The 21,849-nt window shown below is 66.1% G+C and carries 18 protein-coding genes; 11 read left to right on the forward strand and 7 right to left on the reverse strand.

The genetic code is table 11. The annotated features are described in order from the left end of the window. Window positions 1-58 precede the first annotated feature (58 nt). Both G394_RS18080 and G394_RS18085 read left to right on the forward strand, forming a co-directional pair. Complete coding sequence (locus tag G394_RS18080) at window positions 59-2,461, forward strand: PEP-utilizing enzyme (protein WP_156902456.1); 2,403 nt, start codon at window positions 59-61, stop codon at window positions 2,459-2,461. Then, complete coding sequence (locus G394_RS18085) at window positions 2,458-5,118, forward strand: PEP/pyruvate-binding domain-containing protein (protein ID WP_051306967.1); 2,661 nt, start codon at window positions 2,458-2,460, stop codon at window positions 5,116-5,118. Before G394_RS18080 ends, G394_RS18085 begins: the two co-directional genes overlap by 4 nt. Here G394_RS18085 and G394_RS0105345 read toward each other — a convergent pair. Next, the gene (locus G394_RS0105345) at window positions 5,109-5,786 is read right to left on the reverse strand and encodes a metallophosphoesterase family protein (protein ID WP_028576778.1); all 678 of its coding nucleotides are present in this window, start codon (window positions 5,784-5,786) and stop codon (window positions 5,109-5,111) included. The genes G394_RS18085 and G394_RS0105345 overlap by 10 nt on opposite strands. Beyond that, window positions 5,783-7,390 carry an ATP-binding protein gene (locus tag G394_RS0105350; RefSeq protein WP_169725534.1) on the reverse strand — a complete coding sequence of 536 codons (1,608 nt, stop codon included), beginning with the start codon at window positions 7,388-7,390 and terminating at the stop codon, window positions 5,783-5,785. The genes G394_RS0105345 and G394_RS0105350 overlap by 4 nt, the downstream gene beginning before the upstream one ends. A gap of 267 nt (window positions 7,391-7,657) precedes the next feature. Between G394_RS0105350 and G394_RS0105355 the strand changes: the two genes are divergently transcribed. Then, the gene (locus tag G394_RS0105355; protein ID WP_028576780.1) at window positions 7,658-8,206 is read left to right on the forward strand and encodes a thermonuclease family protein; all 549 of its coding nucleotides are present in this window, start codon (window positions 7,658-7,660) and stop codon (window positions 8,204-8,206) included. A 253-nt stretch (window positions 8,207-8,459) separates the two neighbouring features. Here the strand turns inward: G394_RS0105355 and G394_RS0105360 are convergent, their stop codons facing one another. Then, window positions 8,460-9,713, reverse strand: a complete 1,254-nt coding sequence (locus G394_RS0105360; protein ID WP_051306968.1) for a putative sulfate/molybdate transporter — start codon at window positions 9,711-9,713, stop codon at window positions 8,460-8,462. A gap of 482 nt (window positions 9,714-10,195) precedes the next feature. Here G394_RS0105360 and G394_RS0105365 point away from each other — a divergent pair, with 482 nt between their 5' ends. Further along, a complete protein-coding gene (locus tag G394_RS0105365; RefSeq protein ID WP_051306975.1) occupies window positions 10,196-10,987 on the forward strand; it encodes an amino acid kinase family protein in 792 nt (263 codons plus the stop codon). A 78-nt stretch (window positions 10,988-11,065) separates the two neighbouring features. Here the strand turns inward: G394_RS0105365 and G394_RS0105370 are convergent, their stop codons facing one another. Continuing rightward, a complete protein-coding gene (locus tag G394_RS0105370; protein WP_028576783.1) occupies window positions 11,066-11,281 on the reverse strand; it encodes a hypothetical protein in 216 nt (71 codons plus the stop codon). A gap of 63 nt (window positions 11,282-11,344) precedes the next feature. Here G394_RS0105370 and G394_RS18090 point away from each other — a divergent pair, with 63 nt between their 5' ends. The 3 genes from G394_RS18090 to G394_RS21115 are packed head-to-tail and all read left to right on the forward strand — an operon-like array spanning window position 11,345 to window position 13,913. Continuing rightward, a complete protein-coding gene (locus G394_RS18090) occupies window positions 11,345-11,740 on the forward strand; it encodes a PadR family transcriptional regulator (protein WP_051306969.1) in 396 nt (131 codons plus the stop codon). Continuing rightward, window positions 11,737-13,746, forward strand: a complete 2,010-nt coding sequence (locus G394_RS18095; RefSeq protein ID WP_051306970.1) for a monovalent cation:proton antiporter family protein — start codon at window positions 11,737-11,739, stop codon at window positions 13,744-13,746. The genes G394_RS18090 and G394_RS18095 overlap by 4 nt, the downstream gene beginning before the upstream one ends. Continuing rightward, the gene (locus tag G394_RS21115) at window positions 13,743-13,913 is read left to right on the forward strand and encodes a transposase (protein ID WP_156902458.1); all 171 of its coding nucleotides are present in this window, start codon (window positions 13,743-13,745) and stop codon (window positions 13,911-13,913) included. The genes G394_RS18095 and G394_RS21115 overlap by 4 nt, the downstream gene beginning before the upstream one ends. A gap of 89 nt (window positions 13,914-14,002) precedes the next feature. Here the strand turns inward: G394_RS21115 and G394_RS0105390 are convergent, their stop codons facing one another. From G394_RS0105390 to G394_RS0105400, 3 genes are all read right to left on the reverse strand, one after another. After that, complete coding sequence (locus tag G394_RS0105390; RefSeq protein ID WP_028576784.1) at window positions 14,003-15,529, reverse strand: DUF4139 domain-containing protein; 1,527 nt, start codon at window positions 15,527-15,529, stop codon at window positions 14,003-14,005. 78 nt (window positions 15,530-15,607) lie between these two features. Beyond that, the gene (locus G394_RS0105395; protein ID WP_028576785.1) at window positions 15,608-17,326 is read right to left on the reverse strand and encodes an FAD-dependent oxidoreductase; all 1,719 of its coding nucleotides are present in this window, start codon (window positions 17,324-17,326) and stop codon (window positions 15,608-15,610) included. Between the two features lie 273 nt (window positions 17,327-17,599). Beyond that, window positions 17,600-17,965, reverse strand: coding sequence for a CGGC domain-containing protein (locus tag G394_RS0105400; protein WP_028576786.1), 366 nt, complete (start codon window positions 17,963-17,965; stop codon window positions 17,600-17,602). A 313-nt stretch (window positions 17,966-18,278) separates the two neighbouring features. Here G394_RS0105400 and G394_RS0105405 point away from each other — a divergent pair, with 313 nt between their 5' ends. From G394_RS0105405 to aat, 4 genes are read left to right on the forward strand one after another with little or no spacing between them, the layout of a single operon-like run. Next, window positions 18,279-18,581, forward strand: coding sequence for a hypothetical protein (locus tag G394_RS0105405; RefSeq protein ID WP_028576787.1), 303 nt, complete (start codon window positions 18,279-18,281; stop codon window positions 18,579-18,581). Between the two features lie 8 nt (window positions 18,582-18,589). Next, a complete protein-coding gene (locus tag G394_RS0105410; RefSeq protein ID WP_028576788.1) occupies window positions 18,590-18,904 on the forward strand; it encodes an ATP-dependent Clp protease adaptor ClpS in 315 nt (104 codons plus the stop codon). Beyond that, window positions 18,905-21,133: an ATP-dependent Clp protease ATP-binding subunit ClpA gene (gene clpA / locus G394_RS0105415; protein WP_028576789.1), complete on the forward strand. Its 2,229-nt coding sequence runs from the start codon at window positions 18,905-18,907 to the stop codon at window positions 21,131-21,133. A gap of 4 nt (window positions 21,134-21,137) precedes the next feature. Further along, entirely contained in the window at window positions 21,138-21,848 is a 711-nt protein-coding gene (gene aat / locus G394_RS0105420) for a leucyl/phenylalanyl-tRNA--protein transferase (RefSeq protein WP_028576790.1), read from the forward strand. Window position 21,849: the final 1 nt, after the last annotated feature.

A 21,849-nucleotide genomic window follows, 5' to 3' on the forward strand; every position in this document is an offset into this window, starting at 1 on the left:
GGAGCGCGCGCCCGTGAAACGGTCCGGCATCTTCAGACGGCGGGGGAAAACGCCGGAAATGAGCGTCTGGCGTCTGCAGGCGCTGTTCCACAATTTCAAGGCCATTCTCGAACTGAACAACACGGCCCTGGCCGGCATGGCCGAAATGGAGCAGGCCCTGGGCGGCGAGTACATCTTCGACCGGCCCTTCCTGGAAAGCTCCGTGCGCCGCGTCTCGTCCCTGGTGCACCACGCCGTCTACTGCCTGAACGCCTTGACGGGCAACGCCTACGTCCCCCTCTACGACCGCTATCAGGACATCCTGGCCGTCCTGGACGCCATCCTGGCCGGAGGGAACTCCGGCCGCGCCGGCGCGCCGGTCCTCGCCCTGGAGGACATCGGGTGGGAGCTGGAGCCCCTGGTCGGCATCGAGGCCGTCTGCCTGGCCGAGCTTGGGCGCCACGCGGGCGTGCGCGCGGCGCGCGGCGCGGTGCTTACGACGGTCGGTGTGGACGCGCTGCTGGGGCGGGTCGGGACGCCGGTCGAGACTTCGGCGGCGCGGGAGACGGCCGAATCGTCCCTGGCGGCGGCGTTGCAGGCCATGGGCGAGGAGCGAAGCGTGCTCCTTGTCGCCGGAGTGCGCGCCGGAGGGGATTTCGTCGAGGACGTCGGGGATCTGCCCGGGGACCTTTTCGCGTTCGAGGCGGACCACGGCCCGGAAGGGAGTCTGCCCGCCGCGCTGGAACTCGTTCGGCGCATCGAACGGGAGGCGCGGGCCTGCCCGGGGCCGCTGGCGGTGCTCGTGCTGTCCGTGCCGACGGCGGACGTGAGCGGGGCGGTTCGCACCCGCGCCCAGGACGAGCCGGAGATGTTGCATGTGGAGGCCCGTCAGACCGGAGCGGGCAACGATGCGTTTTTCCTGCGGCGTGTCCACCCCTTCGACATGGTCCGGTCGGAGATCACGCCGCGCCAGGGCGGCAGGCGTTTCGCCGACGGCCGCCGGGCCACGGACGCCGTGAGCCGCTCCATGGGCCGCGGCTCGGCCCTGATCCCGCTTTCGGCCCTCAAATCCCTGGCCGAGACGGCCATGACCCTGGAACGCATGTTGGGCGTGCCGGTCGAGGCGCAGTGGCGCGAGGCCGCCGGGGAGGCGTGCGTCATCTGCCGCGTCAGCCCCCGGCCCGTGCGCCTGGAGGCGCCTTCGGACGGCGAACTGGCCGAGGAGATGGCCCGCGCCACGGTGCTGGCCAGGGGCGGCCAGCTCGTGCAGTCGGGCGTGGCCGCCGGCCTGGCCGTGCATGTGCGCGAGGACACTGCGCCCGCGGACTTTCCGCTCGGCGCCGTGGCCGTGGCCAGGACGGCCTCGCCCCGCCTGACGCCCGTGCTGCGCATGGCCTCGGCCGTGGTCACGGAGTACGGCACCGCCGCCGGCCACCTGGCCACCGTGGCCCGCGAGCTGCGCCTGCCGGCCGTCTTCGGGCTGGCCGACGCCACACGCCTCATCCCCGACGGCCGCAGCGTGACCGTCGATGCGGGCGAAGGCGTGGTCTACGACGGTGTCCTGGACTCCCTGCTGCGGCACGGCGCGGCCGGCGACCTGAGCCCGACGGATCCGGAATACCGGACCCTGCGCCGCCTGCTGCGCTTCATCATGCCCCTGCACCTGGTCAACCCCGCAGCGCCCGGCTTTTCGGTCCAGGGCTGCCGCACCATGCACGACATCCTTCATTTCTGCCACGACCGCGCCGTGGACGAACTGGCTCATTTCCAGGAGCGGCGGCCCGGCCTCGGAGCCATCCGTTCGCGTCGTCTCCATGCGGGGGTGCCTCTGGACATGCGGGTTCTCGACGTCGGCGGGGGTGTGGACCCCGCGGCCGGGGATGAGGTCGGCGTGGACGACGTGCGTTCGGTTCCCTTCGAGATCTTCCTGCGTGGCCTGAACCGGCCGGCGGCCTGGGATGACGGCGCCTCGGCTCTGGGCCTTGGCGACATCATGGCCAACATGCCCAGGACCATGGGTATGCTCGAAGGCGGGACCGAGGCCCAGGGCGCCTCTCTGGCCGTCGCCGGGGCGGACTACCTCAATCTGAGCCTGCGCATGGGCTACCATTTCAGCGTGGTCGACGCCTATCTGGGCCCGGAGCAAAGCCGCAACTACGTCTATTTCCGCTTCGCCGGCGGGCTGGCCGCGGGAAAGCGCCGCGAGCGCCGGGCCCGTTTCATCGCCCTGGTCCTCGAACGCATGGACTTCCTGGTCACGCGCGAGGCCGACCTCGTGGTCGGGCGCCTCAAGCTGGCCGAGGACTACAGCCTGCGTGTGGCCCTTGAGACCCTCGGTGCCCTGACCGCCTACTGCCGGCAGATGGACACGGTCATGGGCGACGAGGGGGACGTCGGGCGCATCCTCGACGATTTTTCCGCGCGGTTCATGCCTCCCCCTGTTTCGGACGAGCCTGTCGAGACGGCCGAGGCGACGACGTGAACCCGTGGCGCCTGATCGTCGACCGCTGGCGCGCCCGCCGGGCCGAGCGGGAGGAGCTGGCCCTGAACGAGGTCAAGGCGCGCTATCACGCGTTCCGCGTGTTTCTGGAGAACAACGGCCGGGCCCTGGAACTGGTCATCGACCTGGACCGCGTCCTGGCCCGCGGCGAAGACGAGGAATTGTCCCCCCTGGCCGAGGAGCTCCTGGCCGTGACCCTCGAACTGGTCGACGGCCTCAATCTCCTGTCCGCCGACGCCCATGAGGAACTCTACGCCCTGCACGGCCGCATGTCCGGCGACGTGCGCGAGAGCCTGGCGGCCCTGGCGAGCCTGCCGCGCCACGCGGCGCCCTGCCTCCCCCTGGATGCGGTCGACCCGTCCGCGCACCGTCTGGCCGGGAGCAAGGCCGCCAACTTGGCCACCCTGCGGCGCATGGGCCTGCCGGTTCCCGACGGCTTCGTCTGCACGGTGCGGGCCTGCCGCAGGTTTCTGCAGCAGGGCGGGATCGAGGCCGGGGTCAGGAGGGCCATGGGCGACGTGGAGGCTGGACGGGCCGGTTTTGCGGAGGCGGCCGCGGCCATCCGGGAGATGATCCTGTCCGCGCCCCTGCCGCCCGATCTGGCCGGGGCCCTGTCGGCCTGTCATCGCGCGATGGGCGCGGCCGTTGCGAACGGTGCGGCCGTCTCGGTGCGCAGCAGCGGCGTGGCCGAGGACACGGCGGCCCATTCCTTTGCCGGTCAGTATACGTCGGTCCTCAACGTCGTCGGGGACGAGGCGCTTTTCGACGCCTTCCGCGAGGTCGTGGCCAGCGGCTTCGGAGCCCGGGCCATGGCCTACCGGCAGCGCATCGGCATGGATCCGGCGGCGTTTGACCTGGCCGTGCTCGTGCAGGGCATGGTCCGGGCCCGTGCGGCCGGGGTGCTCATGACCCGCGATCCGGGGCGCCCTGGCAGCGGACGCATGCTCGTAAGCGCCGTGCCCGGACTGGGGACCCTGGCCGTGGGCGGCGCGGCCCCCGCGGACCTGTACCGGCCCAGGCGTTCGGACGCCCCCGAGGGAGAAGGGGAGGGGGAGGTCTTCGTCGCCGGCAAGACCGTGCGCGAGGTGGCGGACGGGGCGGGCGGGGTGCGCCAGGAGGAGGTGCCCGAAGCCGAACGGGAGGTGGCGCTCCTTTCCCCGGAGCAGGTCGGTCGCCTCGCGCGCTTCGGCGAGATGGTCGAAAACCTGTACGGCATGCCCCAGGACATCGAGTGGGCCCTGGACAAGGACGGGAATATCCATCTGCTGCAGGCCCGGCCCCTGCGTGTCGCCGGCGGGGGCGCCGCTCCGGCCGGCCCCTTGGCCGAGCCACTGGTCACGGGCATGTGCGCTGGCGCCGGCAAGGCCGTGGGTCGGGTCCTGACGGTGCGCGGCGCGGCGGAACTCGAGGAGGTTGTCGCGGCCATGCCCGAGGCCGAAGACGGGACGCGCGTCCTGGTTCTGCCCCAAAGCATGGTCGAGGCCTCGCCGCACCTGGCCCGCTTCGCCGGCCTCGTCGTCGACGAAGGTAACCCTACGGACCACCTGTCATGCATCGCGCGTGAGCTCGGCCTGCCCATGATCACCGGCGCGGCCGGGGCGACTCGGACCTTGCGGGCGCAGCAGTGGGTGGTGCTGGACGCGGACAACGGCCAGGTGACCGAGGCCTCGCCCGAGTTGTGGTCCGCCTTCCCCGCGCAGGGCGGACGGACGCGTGGCGCGGCCCAGGACGGCTCCGCGCGGTGCACCCTGGACCCGTCGCGGGAGACGCTGCGCAGCCGGGTGGCGCCGCTGAACCTGACCGACGCCTACGGCCCGACCTTTTCCCTGGCCCAGTGCCGTTCCCTGCACGACCTCATCCGCTACACGCACGAGATGGCCGTGCTGGCCATGTTCCACGCCGGGGACATGGTCATGGAGGAGGCGGGCGGGCTGCTCCATCCTCTGGACATCGGCGTGCCCTTTCATTTCCTGGTGGTCGACGTGGGCGGCGGGCTGCGGCGCGACGCCCCTGCGCCCGGGGTCCGGTGGGGCGGCCTGCGGCGTCGGGTCCTCGGCCCCGGCGACATCCTCTCCAGGCCCCTGGCCGCCCTGTGCGAAGGCCTGACCACGCCCGGTCTGTCCTGGCATCCGGGGGCCGTGGGCTCGGCCCTGTCGGGGCTCTTCTCGCGCAACATGCTCGACGCGGCCTCGGCCCGCCCAGTGGGCTCCTTCAACTATGCCCTGGCCGCCCGGGACTACCTCAATCTCAACAGCCGCGTCGAATACCACTTCGCCATGCTCGACGCCGTGTGCGGGGGGAGCGCCCAGGCCAACTACGTGCGCTTCCGCTTCAAGGGCGGCGGCACGAGCGCCGAGCGCACGAGCCGCCGCGCGCTCTTCCTGCGCGAGGTGCTCGAAGAGAGCGGGTTCGTCACGTCCGTGAAGGGCGATCTGGTCACGGCCTCCCTGACCGGCGCCAGCCGGGAGGCCGTCAGGGCCAGGCTGGTCATGCTCGGCCGCCTGATCGGCTTCAGCCGGTGCCTGGACGCGGTCATGCGCGACGACGGCACGGCCCATCGTCTGGCACGCGGCTTCCTGGACGGGGTCTACGACTCGGCGAAGATTCTCGACGGGGACGAGGGGGGCGGTCAGGCGTGATGAAAGCGCATGGCCGGCAGTTCCAGGGCGGTGAGCATGTTCCCGTAGACCGCACCGGTGTCGATGCCGATGCGGTCGGGCCGGACCAGCGGCGTGGCGAAGGCCGTGTGGCCGAAGACCACCAGCTGGTCTGAACCCGTCGGCGTTTCTCCGGCCAGGCGCCGGCTGGCCAGGAGCTGGTCCGCGGCGGGAGTGTGGCCCTTCCGGGCGGTCCCCGCGTCGCCGGCCAGGGGACAGGCGTCGGCGTGCACGAAGAGGTACGGCCCGCTGGCCCAGGACATGCGTAGGGAACCCAGGAATTCCCGGTGGGAGTCGGGCAGGAAGGACAGGCCCTGCAGGTCGCGCATGGCCGCGCCGTAGCTGGCCAGGGTCGCCTCGACGCCCATCTCGTGCAGGAGCCTGAGCCTGTCGATGTCGCCGTCGGCGGCGTATTCCAGCAGCATCTCCTCGTGGTTGCCCATCAGGAACACGGCGCGTGGGCAGCGGGAGCGCAGGTCCAGGAGCGTCTCGATGACCCCGCGCGAGTCAGGCCCTCTGTTGACGTAATCCCCGAGAAAGACCAGCGCGTCCTGTTCCAGGTCCAGGGGCAGGCGTTCCAGGAGCATGGTCAGCCTGGCGTTGCAGCCGTGGATGTCGCCGACGGCGAAGATGCGCCGCGCCGTGCTCACGGGAGCCTCCCTGCCGGCAGGGTGAAGGTGAAGACGCTGCCCTCGTCCTGGTTGTCCTCGACCCAGATCCTCCCGCCGTGGGCGCGCACGATCTGGCTGCAGATGGCCAGGCCAAGCCCCGTCCCGCCCGGCTTCTCCCCCCGTCCCGACGACGGCGCCGTGTGGAACTTCTTGAAGATGGCCTCCCTGTCCTCCGGGCACACACCCGGCCCCTGGTCCCTGACCCTGACTCGGACTTCCCCTCCCTCACGGGCGAGCTCGAAGCTCACCGTCCCCCCTGGAGGAGAGTACTTGACGGCGTTGTCCGTGAGGTTGACCAGAACCTGCTCGATGCGCTCCAGGTCCATGCGCGCGGGCATGGGACCGGCCGGGTCGAAGCGCAGCCGCACGTCCCGCTCCTCGGCCTGCTGGGCCATGATCTCGACCACCTCGGCCACCAGTTCGGACAGGTCGCCCGTGGCGAAGTTCCATTGCACCTTGTCCGCCTCGATGCGCGTGATGTCGAAGATGTCCGTGACCAGATGCACCAGGCGGCGCAGGTTCTTGTCCATGATCTGCAGGTAGTCCTGCCTGTCGGAGGCGGTCTCGGTGCGGCGCAGGTAGTCCAAGCCGCCGCGGATGGAGGTCAGGGGCGAGCGCAGTTCGTGGGACATGGTCGCCAGGAAATCCGTCTTGAGGCGGTCCAGGGTTTTCAGTTCCTCGTTGGCCAGGGCCAATTCGCCCGTAGCGTTCCTGACCTTCTCCTCCAGCCGGAAACGGCTCTCCACCAGCTTGCCGCTCATGTCCTGGAGCGCCTTGCCCAGGCGGTCCATCTCGTCGCCGCTGCCGATGCGCACCTCGCCCGGAAACTCTCCTCGGCTAATGCCGTCGGCCACGGCTTCCAGTCGCCCAAGGGGCTTGAGCACGAGGTGGCGGACCAGGAAGTAGAGGGTCAGGACCGTCAGGACGATAAGGGCCAGGGCCGAGGCAAAGAGCTGGGCCCGGCTGCGTCCGAGGGCGTCGAGCACGTGCTGGGCCGGCAGGAAGACGCTCAGACAGCCGCTGATGGTCCCGCTGGTGTAGTTCTTGTGGCAGGACAGGCAGGCCTCTTCGACGAAGAGGGGGGCGGAGTAGTGGAAGACGGCATCGCCGTCGCCCCTGTCCAGGGCGTAGTACTCCTGGCTGCCGGTCTGGGCGAAGCTGCGGATGGCCTCCATCTCGAAGTCGTCGAGGCGGTTTTCGGGGTTCATGGGCGCCAGTCCGGCCAGGCGGAAGCGGTAGAGGTTTTGGCTGAAAGAGTAGAGGGAAAGGCGCTTGGTGACCATGGACGGCGTGAAGCGCTGCAGGGTTCCGCGCTCCGTTGGCAGCAGGTCGGAATAGAAGCCCCCGCCGCCCTGGGCGCCGGGCGAGTCCTGGCGGATGAACACGCCCTGGCTGTCGGACACCCACTGCCTGGTCAGGATGATCTGGCGGGTCAGCACGCGGGCCTGGTTGATCATCTGCGTCCAGGCCTGCCGCTCCTCGGCCATGGCCTGCCAGAAGAAGATGATCCCCAGCAGTGGCACGACGATGCAGATGATGGACGAGACGAACTTGAGCTGCAAGGAGCCCTTGAATGCGCGCATGGTGAGCCCTCCGACCATGCAAATGATCCGAGAAGCGTCTGTTCGTCAATGCCCTGGTCTTCGTTTCGGTCCGTTGTTTGCAGTGAGACGTCCCGAACATGTCGACGGGAAGAGTTTGCAGTCAGAAAGCGGGAAAGAAAATTATCCCGTTGTGGTGAAGCAGTCTGATGTGTTCGTGATGTTTCGTATTTTTTTCCGTATGACTTTGACAAAAATTTGGCGAACTCGCACGGGGGTAAAGTGAGTAGAAGCACTCGGCATTCAGGAATGATCGTTATCCTCTCTCAGGCCTTTCCGTTGGATCACTGGGTTGTACTGCGTGCAGTGGTGCACACTGGTTTCCTCCTGGCCATGCTGGTTCTCATGCCGGGTAGGGTCGATGCATGGCAGGGACGAGTCGTCAATGTCTTGGACGGTGACACTGTAGAGGTCATGAATTGCAACGGGAAAATTGTTCGCATTCATTTGTACGGAGTGGAGGCGCCGCGCAAGACCCAGTATTTCGGCGATGAGTGTACGCAGTATTTTGCACGGCTGGTCGAAAGCAAGTCGATTCATGTCATCAACGTCGGGCGCGATCTGCTTGGCCGCATGCGCAGTCTGGTCTGGATCGAGGGCATGAGTGTCAACGAAGAGATGGTCCGGGCCGGGTACGCATGGGTCAGCAATCCGGTGGGGTTGTCTCCGTCCTGCGAAAAATGGATGGGCGTGCAGGTCGTAGCCAGGGAAAACAGGGCGGGTTTATGGCAAGAGCTCCAGCAATGTCTGGCCCGGGGGCGTGTGCCGGACCTGCCGCCGAGCTGCCCGATTTATTAGCCTTCGGGACAAGCCGTTCCCGGAGGGTTGTTGCCCCCCGACGCTGCCTGCCGACAGGAGTTTCGAGCAACGTGGTGAAATCCCGGATGAGTGCCGGCCGAGTTGTCGAGGCGGTCCTGTGCCGAAGCGGAAACACGCTGGCCAGATCGACTTCACGGAAAGTCTGCACAACGAAGCGCCCCGCACATGCGGGGCGCTTGCTTTCGTCCGGCGGATGCCGTGCCTCTGCCGGCGCGTCTTGTGATAAGGCTTGCTAGATCTTGATTTTCGCCTTGCGGATGAAGAGGTCCGCGAGGATGCCTATGCCGAAGGCCCAGGCCATGTTCGGGACGGCGAGAGAAATGCCGCTGATCAGCAGGGCGACGAAATACTCCTCGTTGGCCTTCAGGCTCCTGACGAGGGGGCACAGTTCGAGGCCGGCGAAGATCAGCAGAACGCCCAGCACGGAGTTGGGGATAAGCGTCAGGAAGGTGAAGCCGGCCTGCCCGAAGACCAGGGCCAGGACGACGAAGATGGCCCCGATCATCAGGGGGGCTCCCCCCGTGCGCGCACCGAAGCGGTAGTGGGCCGCCAGTCCGCCGGTGCCGTGGCACATGGGGACGCCGCCGAAGAATCCCGCAGGCAGGTTGGCCAGTCCCATGGTGAAGGCGAAACTGCCCGCCTTGGCCTTGGCCAGCTTCGGGTCCTCGGGGAAGAGGACCGAGCATGTATCCGCCGTGCCGACGCAGGCGTTGCCGATGGTCAGGGGTATCTGGGGCAGGATCAGCATGATGAAGGCTGTCCAGAGGTCGTGCAGTGAAAACGACATGACCCGGACGCTTGTCGGGCCGAGGGCCAGGACCTGCCCGTCGAGGCCGCCCAGCAGGTATCCGGACGCAATGCCCAAGCCCACGGCTGCGATGGCTGCCGGCACCCGCTTGTTGTCGAGCAGGAGCAGTACGAGGGCGAAGACGATGAAGCCCAGGATCAGGTTGATGTTCGAATCCGGAAAATGGCCAGCCACTCCTGACATGAAGAGGTCCTTCGTGACGATCAGTTCGACCCCCTTCCTGAGGAATACCAGCCCCAGCGCAAGCTGGATGCCCCGCACCACCGGCGGCGTGAAGAGCTTCGCCAGCCTGTCCACGATGCCTGTCAGGGAGAACAGCAGGAGCAGACCTCCGAAAATTACGCCCGCCGCTCCGATGACGGGTTCCGTGATTTCGCCCGGAAAGGCGATGGCGATGGCACCCACGGCCTTCAAGGGTTGAACCGGCACGGGAAGTTTGTAATACCAAGCTGTTATGATGTAGAAAATACCGAAAGAAAGGAAGACGGTCGTGGGGCTGAGCTTGTTGATGAGGATCATGCCGACGACAATCGGGAGCAGGGTCCCCAGGTCACCGAACGACCCCGCCAGTTCGACGCGATCGAACCGGAAATCGTTGAGGAGTTTGCCGGCCCTGCTGCCTGGGCGTTCCGGAGAAGAGGCGTGAGCTTCCGTTTTTGTCTGGGTTTCTTGAGCCATGTGGTCACCTCGCTGGATCGGGACAGATGCGGAATGAACTGGGCCCTTGACTTATTGACACGCTTAAAATAATTTTCGTGTCTATATGGAAGACAAATACGTATGTTCGAAGATGTCGTCAAGAATTTTGAGACAGGGCTGATTGTTCTAACATGTCGATATTGATTGTGATTTAATTCTTGTGAAAATATTCTTCAGGATTTGCAGCCCAAGACTTCGGCTGCGCATCCGAGAACGTTATCGACGGCGGCAAACGCGAGGTTGACACGGCCATGAATCGCAGATTGTCCTGGCATGCGGCCGGGGATTTGATTATTTGACTGACATGGGATCGCGGCGCGTCAAGCGTACGCGGGAAGTCGAGGCTTCAGGCTCCGCCGGGCCTTCACGGAAATTCACACACAACCACGGAGGCGACATTGAGCTCTTCTCTCATCAAGGAAAAATCCGAAGCCGGCAGGCTGCACATCGATACCCCCCTCATGGGCGAGTCCCTGGTCAGCAAGAAGTTCCTGGCCAAAACCGAGTCGGCGGAATACTTCCGCATGCACCCGGACGTGAACGTGCTCAAGATCGGCGGGCAGTCCATCATGGACCGCGGCTCCAAGGCGTTGTTCCCTATCATCGACGTGCTGCTCCAGGCCAAGGAGCAGTTCAAGATCCTGCTCATGACCGGCGGCGGCACCCGCGCCCGCCACGTCTACAACATCGGTGTGGACCTGGGCATGCCCACGGGCGTGCTGTCCAAACTCGGCGACAAGGTTTCGTCCCAGAACGCCGAGATGCTGGCCGTGCTTCTGGCCAAGCACGGCGGCGTGCGCATCGGGCACGGCGACCATTTGGAGCAGCTGACCATGTTCTGCCAGGAGGGCTACCTGCCCATCACGACGGGCATCCCCCCGTACGGGTTCTTCGAGCACCCGGCCGAATTCGGCTCCATTCCGCCGCACCGCACGGACAGCGGGGCGTTTCTGCTGGCCGAGAACATCGGGGCCAAGTCGCTCATCTACCTGAAGGACGAGCGCGGCCTGTACAGCGACGATCCCAAGAAGGCCAAGAACATCGAAGAACTCCAGTTCATCGATCGCATCTCGGTCTCCGACCTGATGACCATGGATCTGGACGATCTCATCGTCGAGCGGCCTGTCCTGACCTTCCTCAAAAACTCCAAGTGCCTGAAGCAATTCCAGGTCATCGACGCCCTGCGGCATCCCGAGCACATTCTGGCCGCACTGAACGGCGAGCATGTCGGGACCATCGTCTACAAGGACTGACACGGTCTTGATGCCACGAAAAAAGGCCGACCCCGCAAAGGGTCGGCCTTTCTTTCGGCAGAGAATCGGCTGACCGGGCTATTCGCCCTTCTTCATGCCTTCCTTTCCATCCCCGTCGCTGGGCAGATAGACGATCTGCGCGCCGCTGACCCGGGCGATCTCGTCCAGTTCGCATTTGCGGGCGTGTTCCGCGTGAATCTTGATATCGCCGGTGGTGCCGACCACGCGGAAGCGGGGGCGCTTTTCACCCTTTTCGACCTTGCGTCTTTCACGTACAAAAATAAAGCTGCTCATATGGCCTCCCTGGTTGGAGTGGTTTGTTGTAAATGAAAATATGTTCTCAAAGGATATATGTCAATGAGTGAAAAAGAATCCGGCGCACGACACGCAGGCAGTGCCAAGCCCGAACGATACATCCAGCCGTCGATTCTCATGGCTCTCTTGGACGGGCCGTCCTACGGCTATCAGCTGCTGCAGCGGCTGCCCGAATATGGCTTCCTGCGCGACGAAGTCCCGCCGGGGATGGTCTACCGCCACCTGCGCCAGATGGAGGAGGAGAAGCTCGTCGAATCCAGGTGGGAGGCCGAAGGGTCCGGGCCGGCCAAACGGGTGTACGTCATGACCGCCGAGGGCGGCGAGGTCCTCGAGGCATGGGTGGCGCACATGGAGCGCAGGGCCAGGCGGCTCCTGGAATTCGCAGATAGCTACCGGCGGCGCGTGCGGCCGCAGCAGGCATCCGGGAGCGGGGCATGAGCGTCGAAATACCCATTCTGTCGGATGTGGTCATGATCTTCGGCCTGTCCTGTGCCGTCATCATCGCCAGCCACCGCTTCAAGATCCCCCCGGTCATCGGCTTCCTGCTGACGGGCGTCCTGGCCGGGCCGTATGGGCTGGGCCTTGTGGGCGCGGAGCACGAGGTCGAGATCTTCGCCGAGATCGGGGTCATCCTGCTGCTGTTCGTTATCGGCATGGAGCTGTCCCTGGACGAGCTGCAGCGCCTGAGGAAACCGGTCTTCATCGGCGGCGCGGCCCAGGTCCTGCTGACCATCGCCGTCTTCGAGCTGCCCTTCATGGTCTTCGGGGTGGGGCTCGGCAAGGCCGTGTTCATCGGCTTCCTGGCCGCCCTGTCGAGCACGGCCATCGTGCTCAAGCTCCTGGCCGAGAAGGCCCAGCTGGGCGCGCCCCACGGGCGCATCTCCCTGGGCATGCTCATCTTCCAGGACGTGGCCGTGGTGCCCATGATGCTCCTCGTGCCCCTGCTGGCCGGCGCGGGGGGGAACCCCTGGCTGTCTCTGGGGGAGATGGCCGTCAAGGCGGCCCTGGTCGGCGGGGTCCTTTTCGTCGCCGCCAGGAAGCTCATCCCGCGCGTTCTGGAGGCCGTCATCCGCACGCGTAGCCGCGAGCTCTTCCTCATGACCACGCTGGGCCTGTGCTTCGCCATCGCCCTGCTGACGTCGAACGTCGGCCTGTCCCTGTCCCTGGGCGCCTTCCTGGCCGGGCTCATCATGAGCGAGTCCGAGTACAGCCATTCGGCCCTGGAAGGGGTGCTGCCCTTCCGCGACGTGTTCACGAGCGTCTTCTTCGTGTCCATCGGCATGCTCCTGGACCCGGCCTTTGTCATCACGCACCTGCCGCAGGTCCTTGGACTTACCGCGACCATCCTGGTCCTCAAGGCCGCCCTGGCCGCCGTGGCCGGCCGGCTCCTTGGCTATCCGTGGCATGTGGCCATCCTGGGCGGCCTGTGTCTGTGCCAGATCGGCGAGTTTTCCTTCGTCCTGGCCGGCGTGGGCATGGGCAGCAATCTGCTCACGGACACGGAATACCAGTACTTCCTGGCCGTGGCCATCATGACCATGGCCGTGACGCCCTTTCTCATCGCCGCAGTCCCGGCCATCTCCGAGCGCCTGGTCAGGCTCATGCCGCCCGGCCTCAAGGCCGCGCCGCCCAGGGAGGCCGAGGCCGAAATGAGCGACCACCTCATCATCGCGGGTTTCGGCCTGGGTGGGAGGCACCTGGCTCGGGCGGCCAAGGCGGCCGGCATCCGCTACGTCATCCTGGAGATGAACCCCGACACCGTGCGCCGGGAGCGGTCCAAGGGCGAGCCCATACTTTACGGCGACGCGTCCCAGGCGGCGGTACTCGAACACATCAACGTGGCCAAGGCGCGCATCCTGGCCGTGGTCATTTCGGACCCGGCGGCCATCGGCCGCATCGTGGCCACGGCCCGGGCTCACAACCCGGCCCTGCACATCGTCGTGCGCACCCGCTTTGTTGCCGAGATCGAGCCTCTCATGCAGCTCGGCGCAGAGGAGGTTGTGGCCGAGGAGTACGAGACCTCCGTCGAGATGTTCATCCGCGTCCTGTCGACGTACCTGGTGCCCAAGGCGGACATCGAGCGCTTCGTGCGCGAGATCCGGGCCGAGGGGTACGGGATGCTCAGGCGGTCCATGCTGAACACGGCCGACGCCTGCAGCCTGGAAGGGACGTGCTCATCCTTTGGTGCCATGGTGCTGGCGGTGGCGCCCGGGGCGTTCGTCGAAGGCAGGAGCCTGGCCCAGACCCACTTGCGCAAGGAGCATGGCCTGACCGTGGTGGCGGTGCAGCGGGACGGGAAGACAGTGCTCAATCCTGCCGCTGACTGGGTCTTCGCCGCCGGTGACAGGGCCCATGTCTTTGGCGAACAGAGCGTGATTTCGGACAAGGCTGGGCTTTTTCTCGGACACGGCGACGGGGCCGGGACCGGCCCGGGGGAGGCGTGATGTTTCTCGTCGAGATGGTGCGTAAACTGATGGGCCGGACGCTGGTCTGCCCGCACTGCGGACACAGGCAGCAGGCTTCGGTCGACGACAGGCGCAGGGACCGCTGCGAAAAGTGCGGTGCGCCGCTGGCGCCGCCCAAGGATGAAGGCAGGGCAAGGCGAGGCTGATTTTTTGGTTTCCACCGGTCCTGACGAAAAACGCGCTCCCCCTCTGAGCGAGGCGGAGCGCGTTTGCGCTTGCAGGCAGGCCGGGGCGCCTACCAGCGCCAGCCCGGATCCACGTGGAGGTCATCGGGGGCCGTCATCTTCAGCCCCAGGTCGATGACGCTCTGCCCCCCGGCCGGGACCGTGGCGTTCCAGGCCAGGAGTTCCGGGTCGTCCTCGGCCAGGGGCTCGGGCTTGGCCGTCAGTTCCACCGTGATGCGCTCGTCGCGGGGCAGGGGGCGGGGCTCCTCGATGCGGACCTGGACGGGGCGGGCGGCGGCGTTGCGCACGGTCAGGGTCCACTGGCGCACGAAGGACTGCTTCTGGCCGAAGAGGCCTTTCTCGCCGGTCTTCTTGTCCCCCAGTACCGTCTCGCAGGTCAGCAGCGGGTCCGTGCCGAAGAACAGCGTGCCCTCGCGTCCGGACAGGGCGAACTCGCGCTGGTCGACGATGGCGCCGTCCAGCAGGAAGAAGGCCGTGCCGGGCGGAAGTTCTTTGGGCTCCTTGAACTCGGTTCGTGCCTGGACGTAGGCCTTGGAGTCTAGGCTCGGACGCATGAGGTGCAGGAAGGCGGCCGGCCAGGTTCCGCGCTCGATGTCGATGATTCGCTCCGCGCCGGCGGGGAGGGATTTCTTGCCCATGTCCCAGGCCGCATAGGTGGCACGGCGGATCTCGCGGGGCGGAGCCGGCGCAGCCGCGACCATTTCGTCGGCGGCACCGGCGCGCATCTCCATCATGGCCGGGGCGGCCATGGTTTTCTGAAAAATCTGCATGGGACGAATCTCCCAGGGCGGCAGGTCCGAGGGCTCGGCCTGAGTCTCGGGCTGCATGGTGGCCAGGAAGAGACGTACGTCCTTCCAGTCCTGGCCTGAGCGTTGCCAGACCTTGGCCTGCCAGGAGAAGTCGATCTTCCCGGCCGCGGGCAGGGCCTCCAGGCGGTAGAGCGGCGTCCAGCCGCAGTCGGCCAGGGTGTAGGAGTAGGCCAGTTCGCCCGGGGCGTTGCCGGACACCAGTGCCGTGACCTCCCAGACCGTGCGCTGCCGGCCCGCTGCCGCGGCGATCTCCTCCTCGACCCTGGCGATCTTACCGTTCAGGTCGGCGATGTTCCTTTCCAGGGCCTGGGCCTGCCGGGTCCCGTCGCGCAGGTTCGCACCAAGCTCCGCAGCCAGCTCTCGCAGGGCGGCCACGGTCTGTTGGCCCGGCTCGGTCTGGGCCTTCCAGAAGGCCAGCCGGCCGCGCACGCCTTCAAGTTCGGCCGCGGCCTCATCCCGCTGCGCCGTGAGTTCGTCCCGTTTGGCCAGCAGGGGGGCCAGGGCGGCCTGATCGGGGTCGTGGCGGGCCTTCCAGGTCAGGTCGGCGATGGACGCCGTGCCCGGCAGCTTGCCGAAGCGCAGGGTGGCCGGGTCTGCCCGGCCGGGCAGGGTCAGGGTGCAGGACGACAGGCCCCCGTCCGCCGGAGCGCACGACGGGGCCGACACTTCCTCCACCTGGGCCGAGGACGGGAAGAGCGTGATCTGGGTCGGCGCGGCCCAGGCCAGTGCGGGAAAGAGCAGCGCGATGGCTGCAACGAGTCTGGTCATGTGTGTCCTCCATGCGGTCGCGCAGTGTTGGCTGCAGCCGGAAAGCAAAAGGCCGGCCCCGTAGGGCCGGCCGAAGTCCTAAGCGTCCTGGCTCGGGTCGAAGCCGAGCTGCTTTATGAAGCCCATGCCGCCCTGCAGGTTGACCGGCTCCAGGAAGCCGGCATGCCGGAGGATGACCTGGGATTCGTACGACCTGCCGCCCGTGTTGCACAGCAGTACGATCTTCTTGTCCTTAGGGATTTCATCGAGCCTGCCCCGAATCTGGCCCTGGGGAATGTTCTTCCAGAAATCCGGGTACTTGTTTACGAACGGTTCGGCGTTGCCCCACTCGCGGGTGTCGATGCACAGCAGGTTTTCCTGTACGCGGTTTTCCCAGAGCTTGGCGAATTCCACCGGCTGGATGGAAACGTTCCTGCCCACCAGAATGTTCTCGGCGGTGTTGGCGGCGGCGTTGAGCACGTCCATGGCCGAGCCGAAGGGCGGAGCGTAGGCCATTTCGAGGCTGGACACGTCGCGCAGGGTCGGACGGAACTTGAGGATGGCGGCCATGGTGTCGATGCGGCCCTTGAGGGAGTCGCCGTTCTGGCAGGCGCCCTGCAGGCCCAGCACACGTCCGGTGCGGCGTTCGACCACGATCTCCAGGCTGACCATGTCGCGCTTGGGGTAGAAGTGGGAGTGGTCGCTCATGATGACGTGGGTGCTGAAGGCGTCGAAGCCCTCGCGCAGGGCAACGGGCAGGGACAGGCCGGTGCCGGAGAAGGCCAGGTCGAAGAGCTTGATGATGTAGGTGCCAACGACCCCGTCGAAGGTCTCCCTGCCGCCGGCCACGTTGGTGCCGATGATGCGTCCCTGGCTGTTGGCCAGGGAGCCCAGGGGGTAGTAGCCGATCTTGCCCGTGACGATGTTCTCGATGACCACGCAGTCGCCGCCGGCGTAGATGTCCGGGTCCGAGGTCTGCATGGTCTTGGACACGATGACGCCGCCGCGGGCGGAGCAGGACAGCCCGGCCTCGCGGGCCAGGGTGTCGCTGGGCACGACGCCCACGGACAGGATGACCAGGTCGGCGTCGATGGCGCCCTTGTCCGTCACCACCCGCGTGACCTTGCCGTCCTCGCCCTCGATGGCCTGGACCATCTCGGCGGTGCGGACCGTGACGCCGTTCTCGGCCAGGTGCTTTTCTGCGATGGTGGCCATGGCCTTGCTCATGAAGCCCGGCATGACCTGATCCGCCACCTCGATGACCGTGGTTTCGATGCCCCACATGTCGGCGAAGGACTCGGCCATCTCCAGGCCGATGAATCCGCCGCCCACGATGACGGCCGAGCCGACGCCGCCGCCCGCAACCTGCTCCTTGATGCGGATGGCCTCGCCCAGGGTCGAGACGGTGAAGACGTTGCCCAGGTCGGCTCCGGGGATGGGCAGCCTGCGGGGCGTGCTGCCCGTGCCCAGGACCAGCTTGTCGTAGGGCAGGGCGCGCTGGGTGCCGTCCTTGTGCTGGACCAGGACGGTCTTGGCCTTGCGGTCGATGGACAGGGCGCGGGTCTCGGTCATGACCGTGAAGCCCTTGCAGTCCTGGAAGAACTGCTCGTCACGGACCATGTGGAAGCTCGTTTCCTGCAGCTGCTGGTGGTCGCTGACATCGCCGGATACGTAGTATGGGATGCCGCAGCCCCCGTAAGAGATCAGTTTGCTGGCGTCGACCATGGTCACGTTCGCGTCGGGGTCCAATCGCTTTATGCGGCACGCGGCCTTGGGTCCAAGGGCCACGCCGCCGATGACAACAACGTTCAGAGGCATGAAAAGCTCCTTCGGATAAATGAGTGTTGCGAAATCGAAACGATGAGTTCAGACGGGAATGCTAGCTAATATATTTTGGCTCGAAGGGGTAGAAAAAAAGTCACGCATGTGCGCACCGCCTCAAGGAAAGCGGCGCACGATGCCGCCGCCGGGCCAGCTGCACCGTGTCCCCCGAGGGATGTCGCCAGGCTTTCCGAGGCGCTTCCGAAGCCTTGAGCCCCGGACGCAAAAAAGGGGGAGAGTCCGAACCCGCGCCCGGACCCTCTCGGCCGGTCAGGCGAAGATGTCGGAAGGCACGTAGGGGTGCGTCCCTTCGATCACCGGGATTCCCGCCTTTGCCGTGATCTTCTTGATGATCTCGGCCTTGTGGGGACACTGTTCGGCGATGCACGGCGCGATGTGGATGACCGTGGGCTTTTCGTTCATGGGCGCGTTCCAGAGCTTGACCTGCATCAGACGGGTCACGATGGCCGGGGCTGGGCAGCCGCCGCAACCGACCATGCCGACGATCTCCGCCTCCGTGTCTTCGTAGAGCTCAAAAATCCCCACCCGCCTGTTGAATGCCACAAGACAGCGCGAACACCCGATGCAGACATCGTCCATGGTATTCTTGCAGCCGACGATCAGAATCTTCTCCATCTCCTGTCTCCATGTTAAAGTTCGAAATATCGGTATGTTATAATATCAAAACAATTTTAGGACGATTTGTCGGCATTGGCAAGAAGGGTAACGGTATTTCAGGGGTGCGACGGATGGCCGATTCGACATCGCATGGGGCTTTCGTTTCTCCGCATCTTCTTGTGGGCAATGCGCGGGCACCGAGACCCTCGTGGCGGACGGCTTTTTGAGGCTTGCTTTTACCGCACGCGGCATTAATAGTCCCGGCGGGGCGCTTCCCATCTACAGCGCCGCCCGGCTGGGCGGCATTCCCAAGACAACATCAGGAGAAAGCATGGCCGAAACCATCGACGATATTTCCATAGACTGGTCCGACGAAGACGGTGTCCAGAAGGTCCGCGAACTAAAGAAGGAAGTGCTGACGCGCGGCGCCTGGGCCACGGTCATGTTCGCCTACCAGGAGGTCGGCCGCGGCGAGGAGGAGTTCGGGCCCGTCAAGTTCCGGGTCGGGCGCTACCAGAAGCGTAACGGGCGGTTTTCGCCTCACTCCAAGTTCAACATCTCCTCGGTCAAGCAGGCCAGGCAGGTCGTGGAAATCCTCCAGACCTGGATCGACGAGTACGGCGAAGACGAATAGGATGGGCCATGACCGCACCATATGAGGTTCCAGGCTCCGAGCCCGACGTCATCGTCGAGGACGGACTGCAGGAGCCGCGGCAGTTCAAGGTTTTGCTGCATAATGACGATTATACGTCCATGGACTTCGTCGTGGAGGTGCTTATGAATGTGTTCGGAAAGTCCGAGACCGAGGCTTTCGCCATCATGATGAGCGTCCACGAAAAGGGCATCGGCCTGTGCGGGATCTACACGGCCGAGGTGGCCGAGACCAAGGTGCAGATCGTGCATCAGATGGCCAAGGCCAGGTCGTTCCCCCTGCGCTGTACCATGGAAGAGGTGTGAATGCTGAGTAAGGAGTTGGAAAGAATCATCGGGAATGCCGTGCGCGAGGTGAAGCTGCGCCAGCACGAGTTTTTGACCCTGGAGCATCTGCTGTACAGCTACACGTTGGACGCTCACGGTCAGCATCTTCTGCAGGGCTGCGGCATCGACGTGGACCGCCTGCGCAAGCAGCTGGTGCAGTTCTTCACGGACCATCTGGACGTGAACCCGCGCCCAGAGCACGAGATCGTACAGACGGTCAGCGTGCAGCGCGCCATGCAGCGCGCCATCCTGCACATCCAGTCGGCCGGCAAGGCCCAGGTCCAGGCGGGCGACTTCCTGGCGGCCATGCTCGAGGAGGAGGACGCCTTCGCGGTCTATTACCTCAAGGCCCAGGGCCTGACGAAGCTTGGCGTCCTCGAATACATTTCCCACGAACTCCCCGACGCGGGCGGGGCGGTCGAGGCCGAGCCCAGGGAAGGCGGCAAGCAGAGCGCCCTGGAGAAATACACCGTGGACCTGGTGGCCAGGGCCATGGAAGGCAAGATCGACCCGCTGGTCGGCCGCGACGAGGAGTTGAAGCGCACCCTGCAGGTCCTGGCCCGGCGCAAGAAGAACAACCCCATCTTCGTCGGCGACCCCGGCGTGGGCAAGACGGCCGTGGCCGAGGGCCTGGCCCTCAAGATCGCCCGCGGCGAGGTGCCCGAGCAGTTCGCCCAGACCCGCATCTTCGCCCTGGACATGGGCAGCCTCCTGGCCGGGACCAAGTACCGCGGCGACTTCGAGGCGCGCCTCAAGGGCGTCATCTCCGAGCTCAAGGCCATGGACGGCGCCATCCTGTGCATCGACGAGATCCACACCATCGTCGGCGCCGGCTCCACCAGCGGCGGGTCCATGGACGCCTCCAACATTCTCAAGCCCGTTCTGGCTTCGGGCGAACTGCGCTGCATCGGCTCCACGACCTACGAGGAGTACAAGAACCATTTCGAGAAGGACCGGGCCCTGTCCCGGCGCTTCCAGAAGATCGACATCGTCGAGCCCAGCGTGGCCGAGAGCGAGAAGATCCTCATGGGCCTGAGGCCCTATTACGAGGAGTTTCACGGCGTGAAGTACCAGCCTTCGGCCATCACCGCGGCCGTGGAGTTGTCCGCCCGGCACATCAACGACAGATGTCTGCCCGACAAGGCCATCGACGTCATCGACGAGGCCGGCGCCATCTTCGTCCTCTCGGGCGAGAAGAACCGCCGCAAGTCCGTGACCCGGCGCGACGTGGAGGAAGTGGTGGCGCGCATGGCCCGCATCCCCAGTTCCCGCGTCACGTCCTCGGACCGCGACCGTCTGGCCAACCTCGAAAAGGACCTGGGCAGCCAGGTCTTCGGCCAGAAGGAGGCCGTGGAGCAGCTGGCCCAGGCCATCAAGCGCTCCCGCGCGGGCCTGGGCAACGCCGAGCGGCCCCTGGGCTCCTTCCTGCTGACGGGCCCCACGGGCGTGGGCAAGACCGAGCTGGCCAAGCAGCTGGCGAGCTGCCTTGGCGTGGCCTTCGTGCGCTTCGACATGAGCGAGTACATGGAGAAGCACGCCGTGGCACGGCTTATCGGCGCGCCTCCCGGCTACGTCGGCTTCGAGCAGGGGGGCCTCCTGACCGATGCCATCCGCAAGACCCCGCACTGCGTGCTGCTCCTCGACGAGATCGAGAAGGCGCACATGGACATGTTCTCCATCCTGCTGCAGGTCATGGACCACGCCACCCTGACGGACAACAACGGCCGCAAGTCCGACTTCCGCAACGTGATCCTGCTCATGACCTCCAACGCCGGCGCCCGCGAGATGAGCGGCAACGCCATCGGCTTCAAGGCCGGCGTGGAGGAGGACCGCGGCCTGCGCGGCCTGGCCGCCGTGGAGAAGCTCTTCAGCCCCGAGTTCCGCAACCGCCTGGATGCCATCGTCACGTTCCATTCCCTGACCCAGGACATCATGGAGCAGATCGTGGACAAGTTCATGGCCGAGTTGGGCGTTCAGCTGGCGGCCAAGAACGTGACTCTGGAACTGACCCCCGAGGCGCGATCGTGGCTGGCGAAAAAGGGCTTCGACCCCGCCTTCGGCGCCCGTCCCCTGGGACGGCTCATCCAGAAGGAGGTCAAGGACAGGCTGGCCGACCGGATCCTCTTCGGCGAGTTGGCCGCGGGAGGCGCGGTGCGCGTGGGCCTTCGGGACGGGAAGGAGCTGGAGTTCACCTTCTCGCCCAGATGACCCCATGACCGTCTTCGCCCTGAACGCCCAGCCCGTCTTCCCCGACCCGGCCCACGCCGACGAGGACGGGCTGCTGGCCGTGGGCGGGGACCTCTCGCCCCAGCGCCTGCTCATGGCCTACGGCCAGGGTATCTTTCCCTGGTACAGCGAGAACGCGCCCATCCTGTGGTGGAGTCCGGACCCGCGTCTCATCCTCGAACCTTCGCGGATTCACGTGCCCCGGCGTCTGGAGCGCATCCTGCGCCAGGGGCGCTTCACGTTCACCCTGGACACGGCCTTCGAACGGGTCATCGGCCTCTGCGCCGACACGCCTCGGTGCGGGGCCCACGGCACCTGGATCGTGCCCGAGATGCTGGCCGCTTACTGCCGCCTGCACGAACTGGGTTTCGCCCACAGCGTCGAGGCCTGGTCCGGCGGCGAACTGGCCGGGGGGCTGTACGGCGTGGCCATGGGAGGGGCCTTTTTCGGGGAATCGATGTTCTACCGCGAGCCCGACGCCTCCAAGGCCGCCCTGGTGACGTTGATGCGGGCCTTGGACCGCGCTGGCTTCACGCTTTTCGATTGTCAGCAGACCACGGCGCACATGCTCCGCTTCGGCGGGTTCGAGGTGCCCAGGGTCGAATTTCTCTCCCGGCTGCAAGCGGCCCTGGAGCTGCCTTTCCTGCGCGGGGCCTGGACCCTGCGCGACGGCGGCCTGGTCTGCGGGCGGCCCTGAA

Origin of the sequence: Desulfomicrobium escambiense DSM 10707 (assembly GCF_000428825.1) — a bacterium.
Classification (GTDB): domain Bacteria; phylum Desulfobacterota; class Desulfovibrionia; order Desulfovibrionales; family Desulfomicrobiaceae; genus Desulfomicrobium; species Desulfomicrobium escambiense.

Coding starts and splice junctions, on each gene's coding strand:
- G394_RS18080 (WP_156902456.1), top strand. CDS start 59: ATGAGCGTCTGGCGTCTGCAGGCGCTGTTCCACAATTTCAAGGCCATT.
- G394_RS0105350 (WP_169725534.1), bottom strand. CDS start 7,390: ATGCGCGCATTCAAGGGCTCCTTGCAGCTCAAGTTCGTCTCGTCCATC.
- G394_RS0105355 (WP_028576780.1), top strand. CDS start 7,658: ATGATCGTTATCCTCTCTCAGGCCTTTCCGTTGGATCACTGGGTTGTA.
- G394_RS0105360 (WP_051306968.1), bottom strand. CDS start 9,713: ATGGCTCAAGAAACCCAGACAAAAACGGAAGCTCACGCCTCTTCTCCG.
- G394_RS0105365 (WP_051306975.1), top strand. CDS start 10,196: ATGGGCGAGTCCCTGGTCAGCAAGAAGTTCCTGGCCAAAACCGAGTCG.
- G394_RS0105370 (WP_028576783.1), bottom strand. CDS start 11,281: ATGAGCAGCTTTATTTTTGTACGTGAAAGACGCAAGGTCGAAAAGGGT.
- G394_RS18090 (WP_051306969.1), top strand. CDS start 11,345: ATGAGTGAAAAAGAATCCGGCGCACGACACGCAGGCAGTGCCAAGCCC.
- G394_RS18095 (WP_051306970.1), top strand. CDS start 11,737: ATGAGCGTCGAAATACCCATTCTGTCGGATGTGGTCATGATCTTCGGC.
- G394_RS0105390 (WP_028576784.1), bottom strand. CDS start 15,529: ATGACCAGACTCGTTGCAGCCATCGCGCTGCTCTTTCCCGCACTGGCC.
- G394_RS0105395 (WP_028576785.1), bottom strand. CDS start 17,326: ATGCCTCTGAACGTTGTTGTCATCGGCGGCGTGGCCCTTGGACCCAAG.
- G394_RS0105400 (WP_028576786.1), bottom strand. CDS start 17,965: ATGGAGAAGATTCTGATCGTCGGCTGCAAGAATACCATGGACGATGTC.
- G394_RS0105405 (WP_028576787.1), top strand. CDS start 18,279: ATGGCCGAAACCATCGACGATATTTCCATAGACTGGTCCGACGAAGAC.
- G394_RS0105410 (WP_028576788.1), top strand. CDS start 18,590: ATGACCGCACCATATGAGGTTCCAGGCTCCGAGCCCGACGTCATCGTC.
- clpA (WP_028576789.1), top strand. CDS start 18,905: ATGCTGAGTAAGGAGTTGGAAAGAATCATCGGGAATGCCGTGCGCGAG.
- aat (WP_028576790.1), top strand. CDS start 21,138: ATGACCGTCTTCGCCCTGAACGCCCAGCCCGTCTTCCCCGACCCGGCC.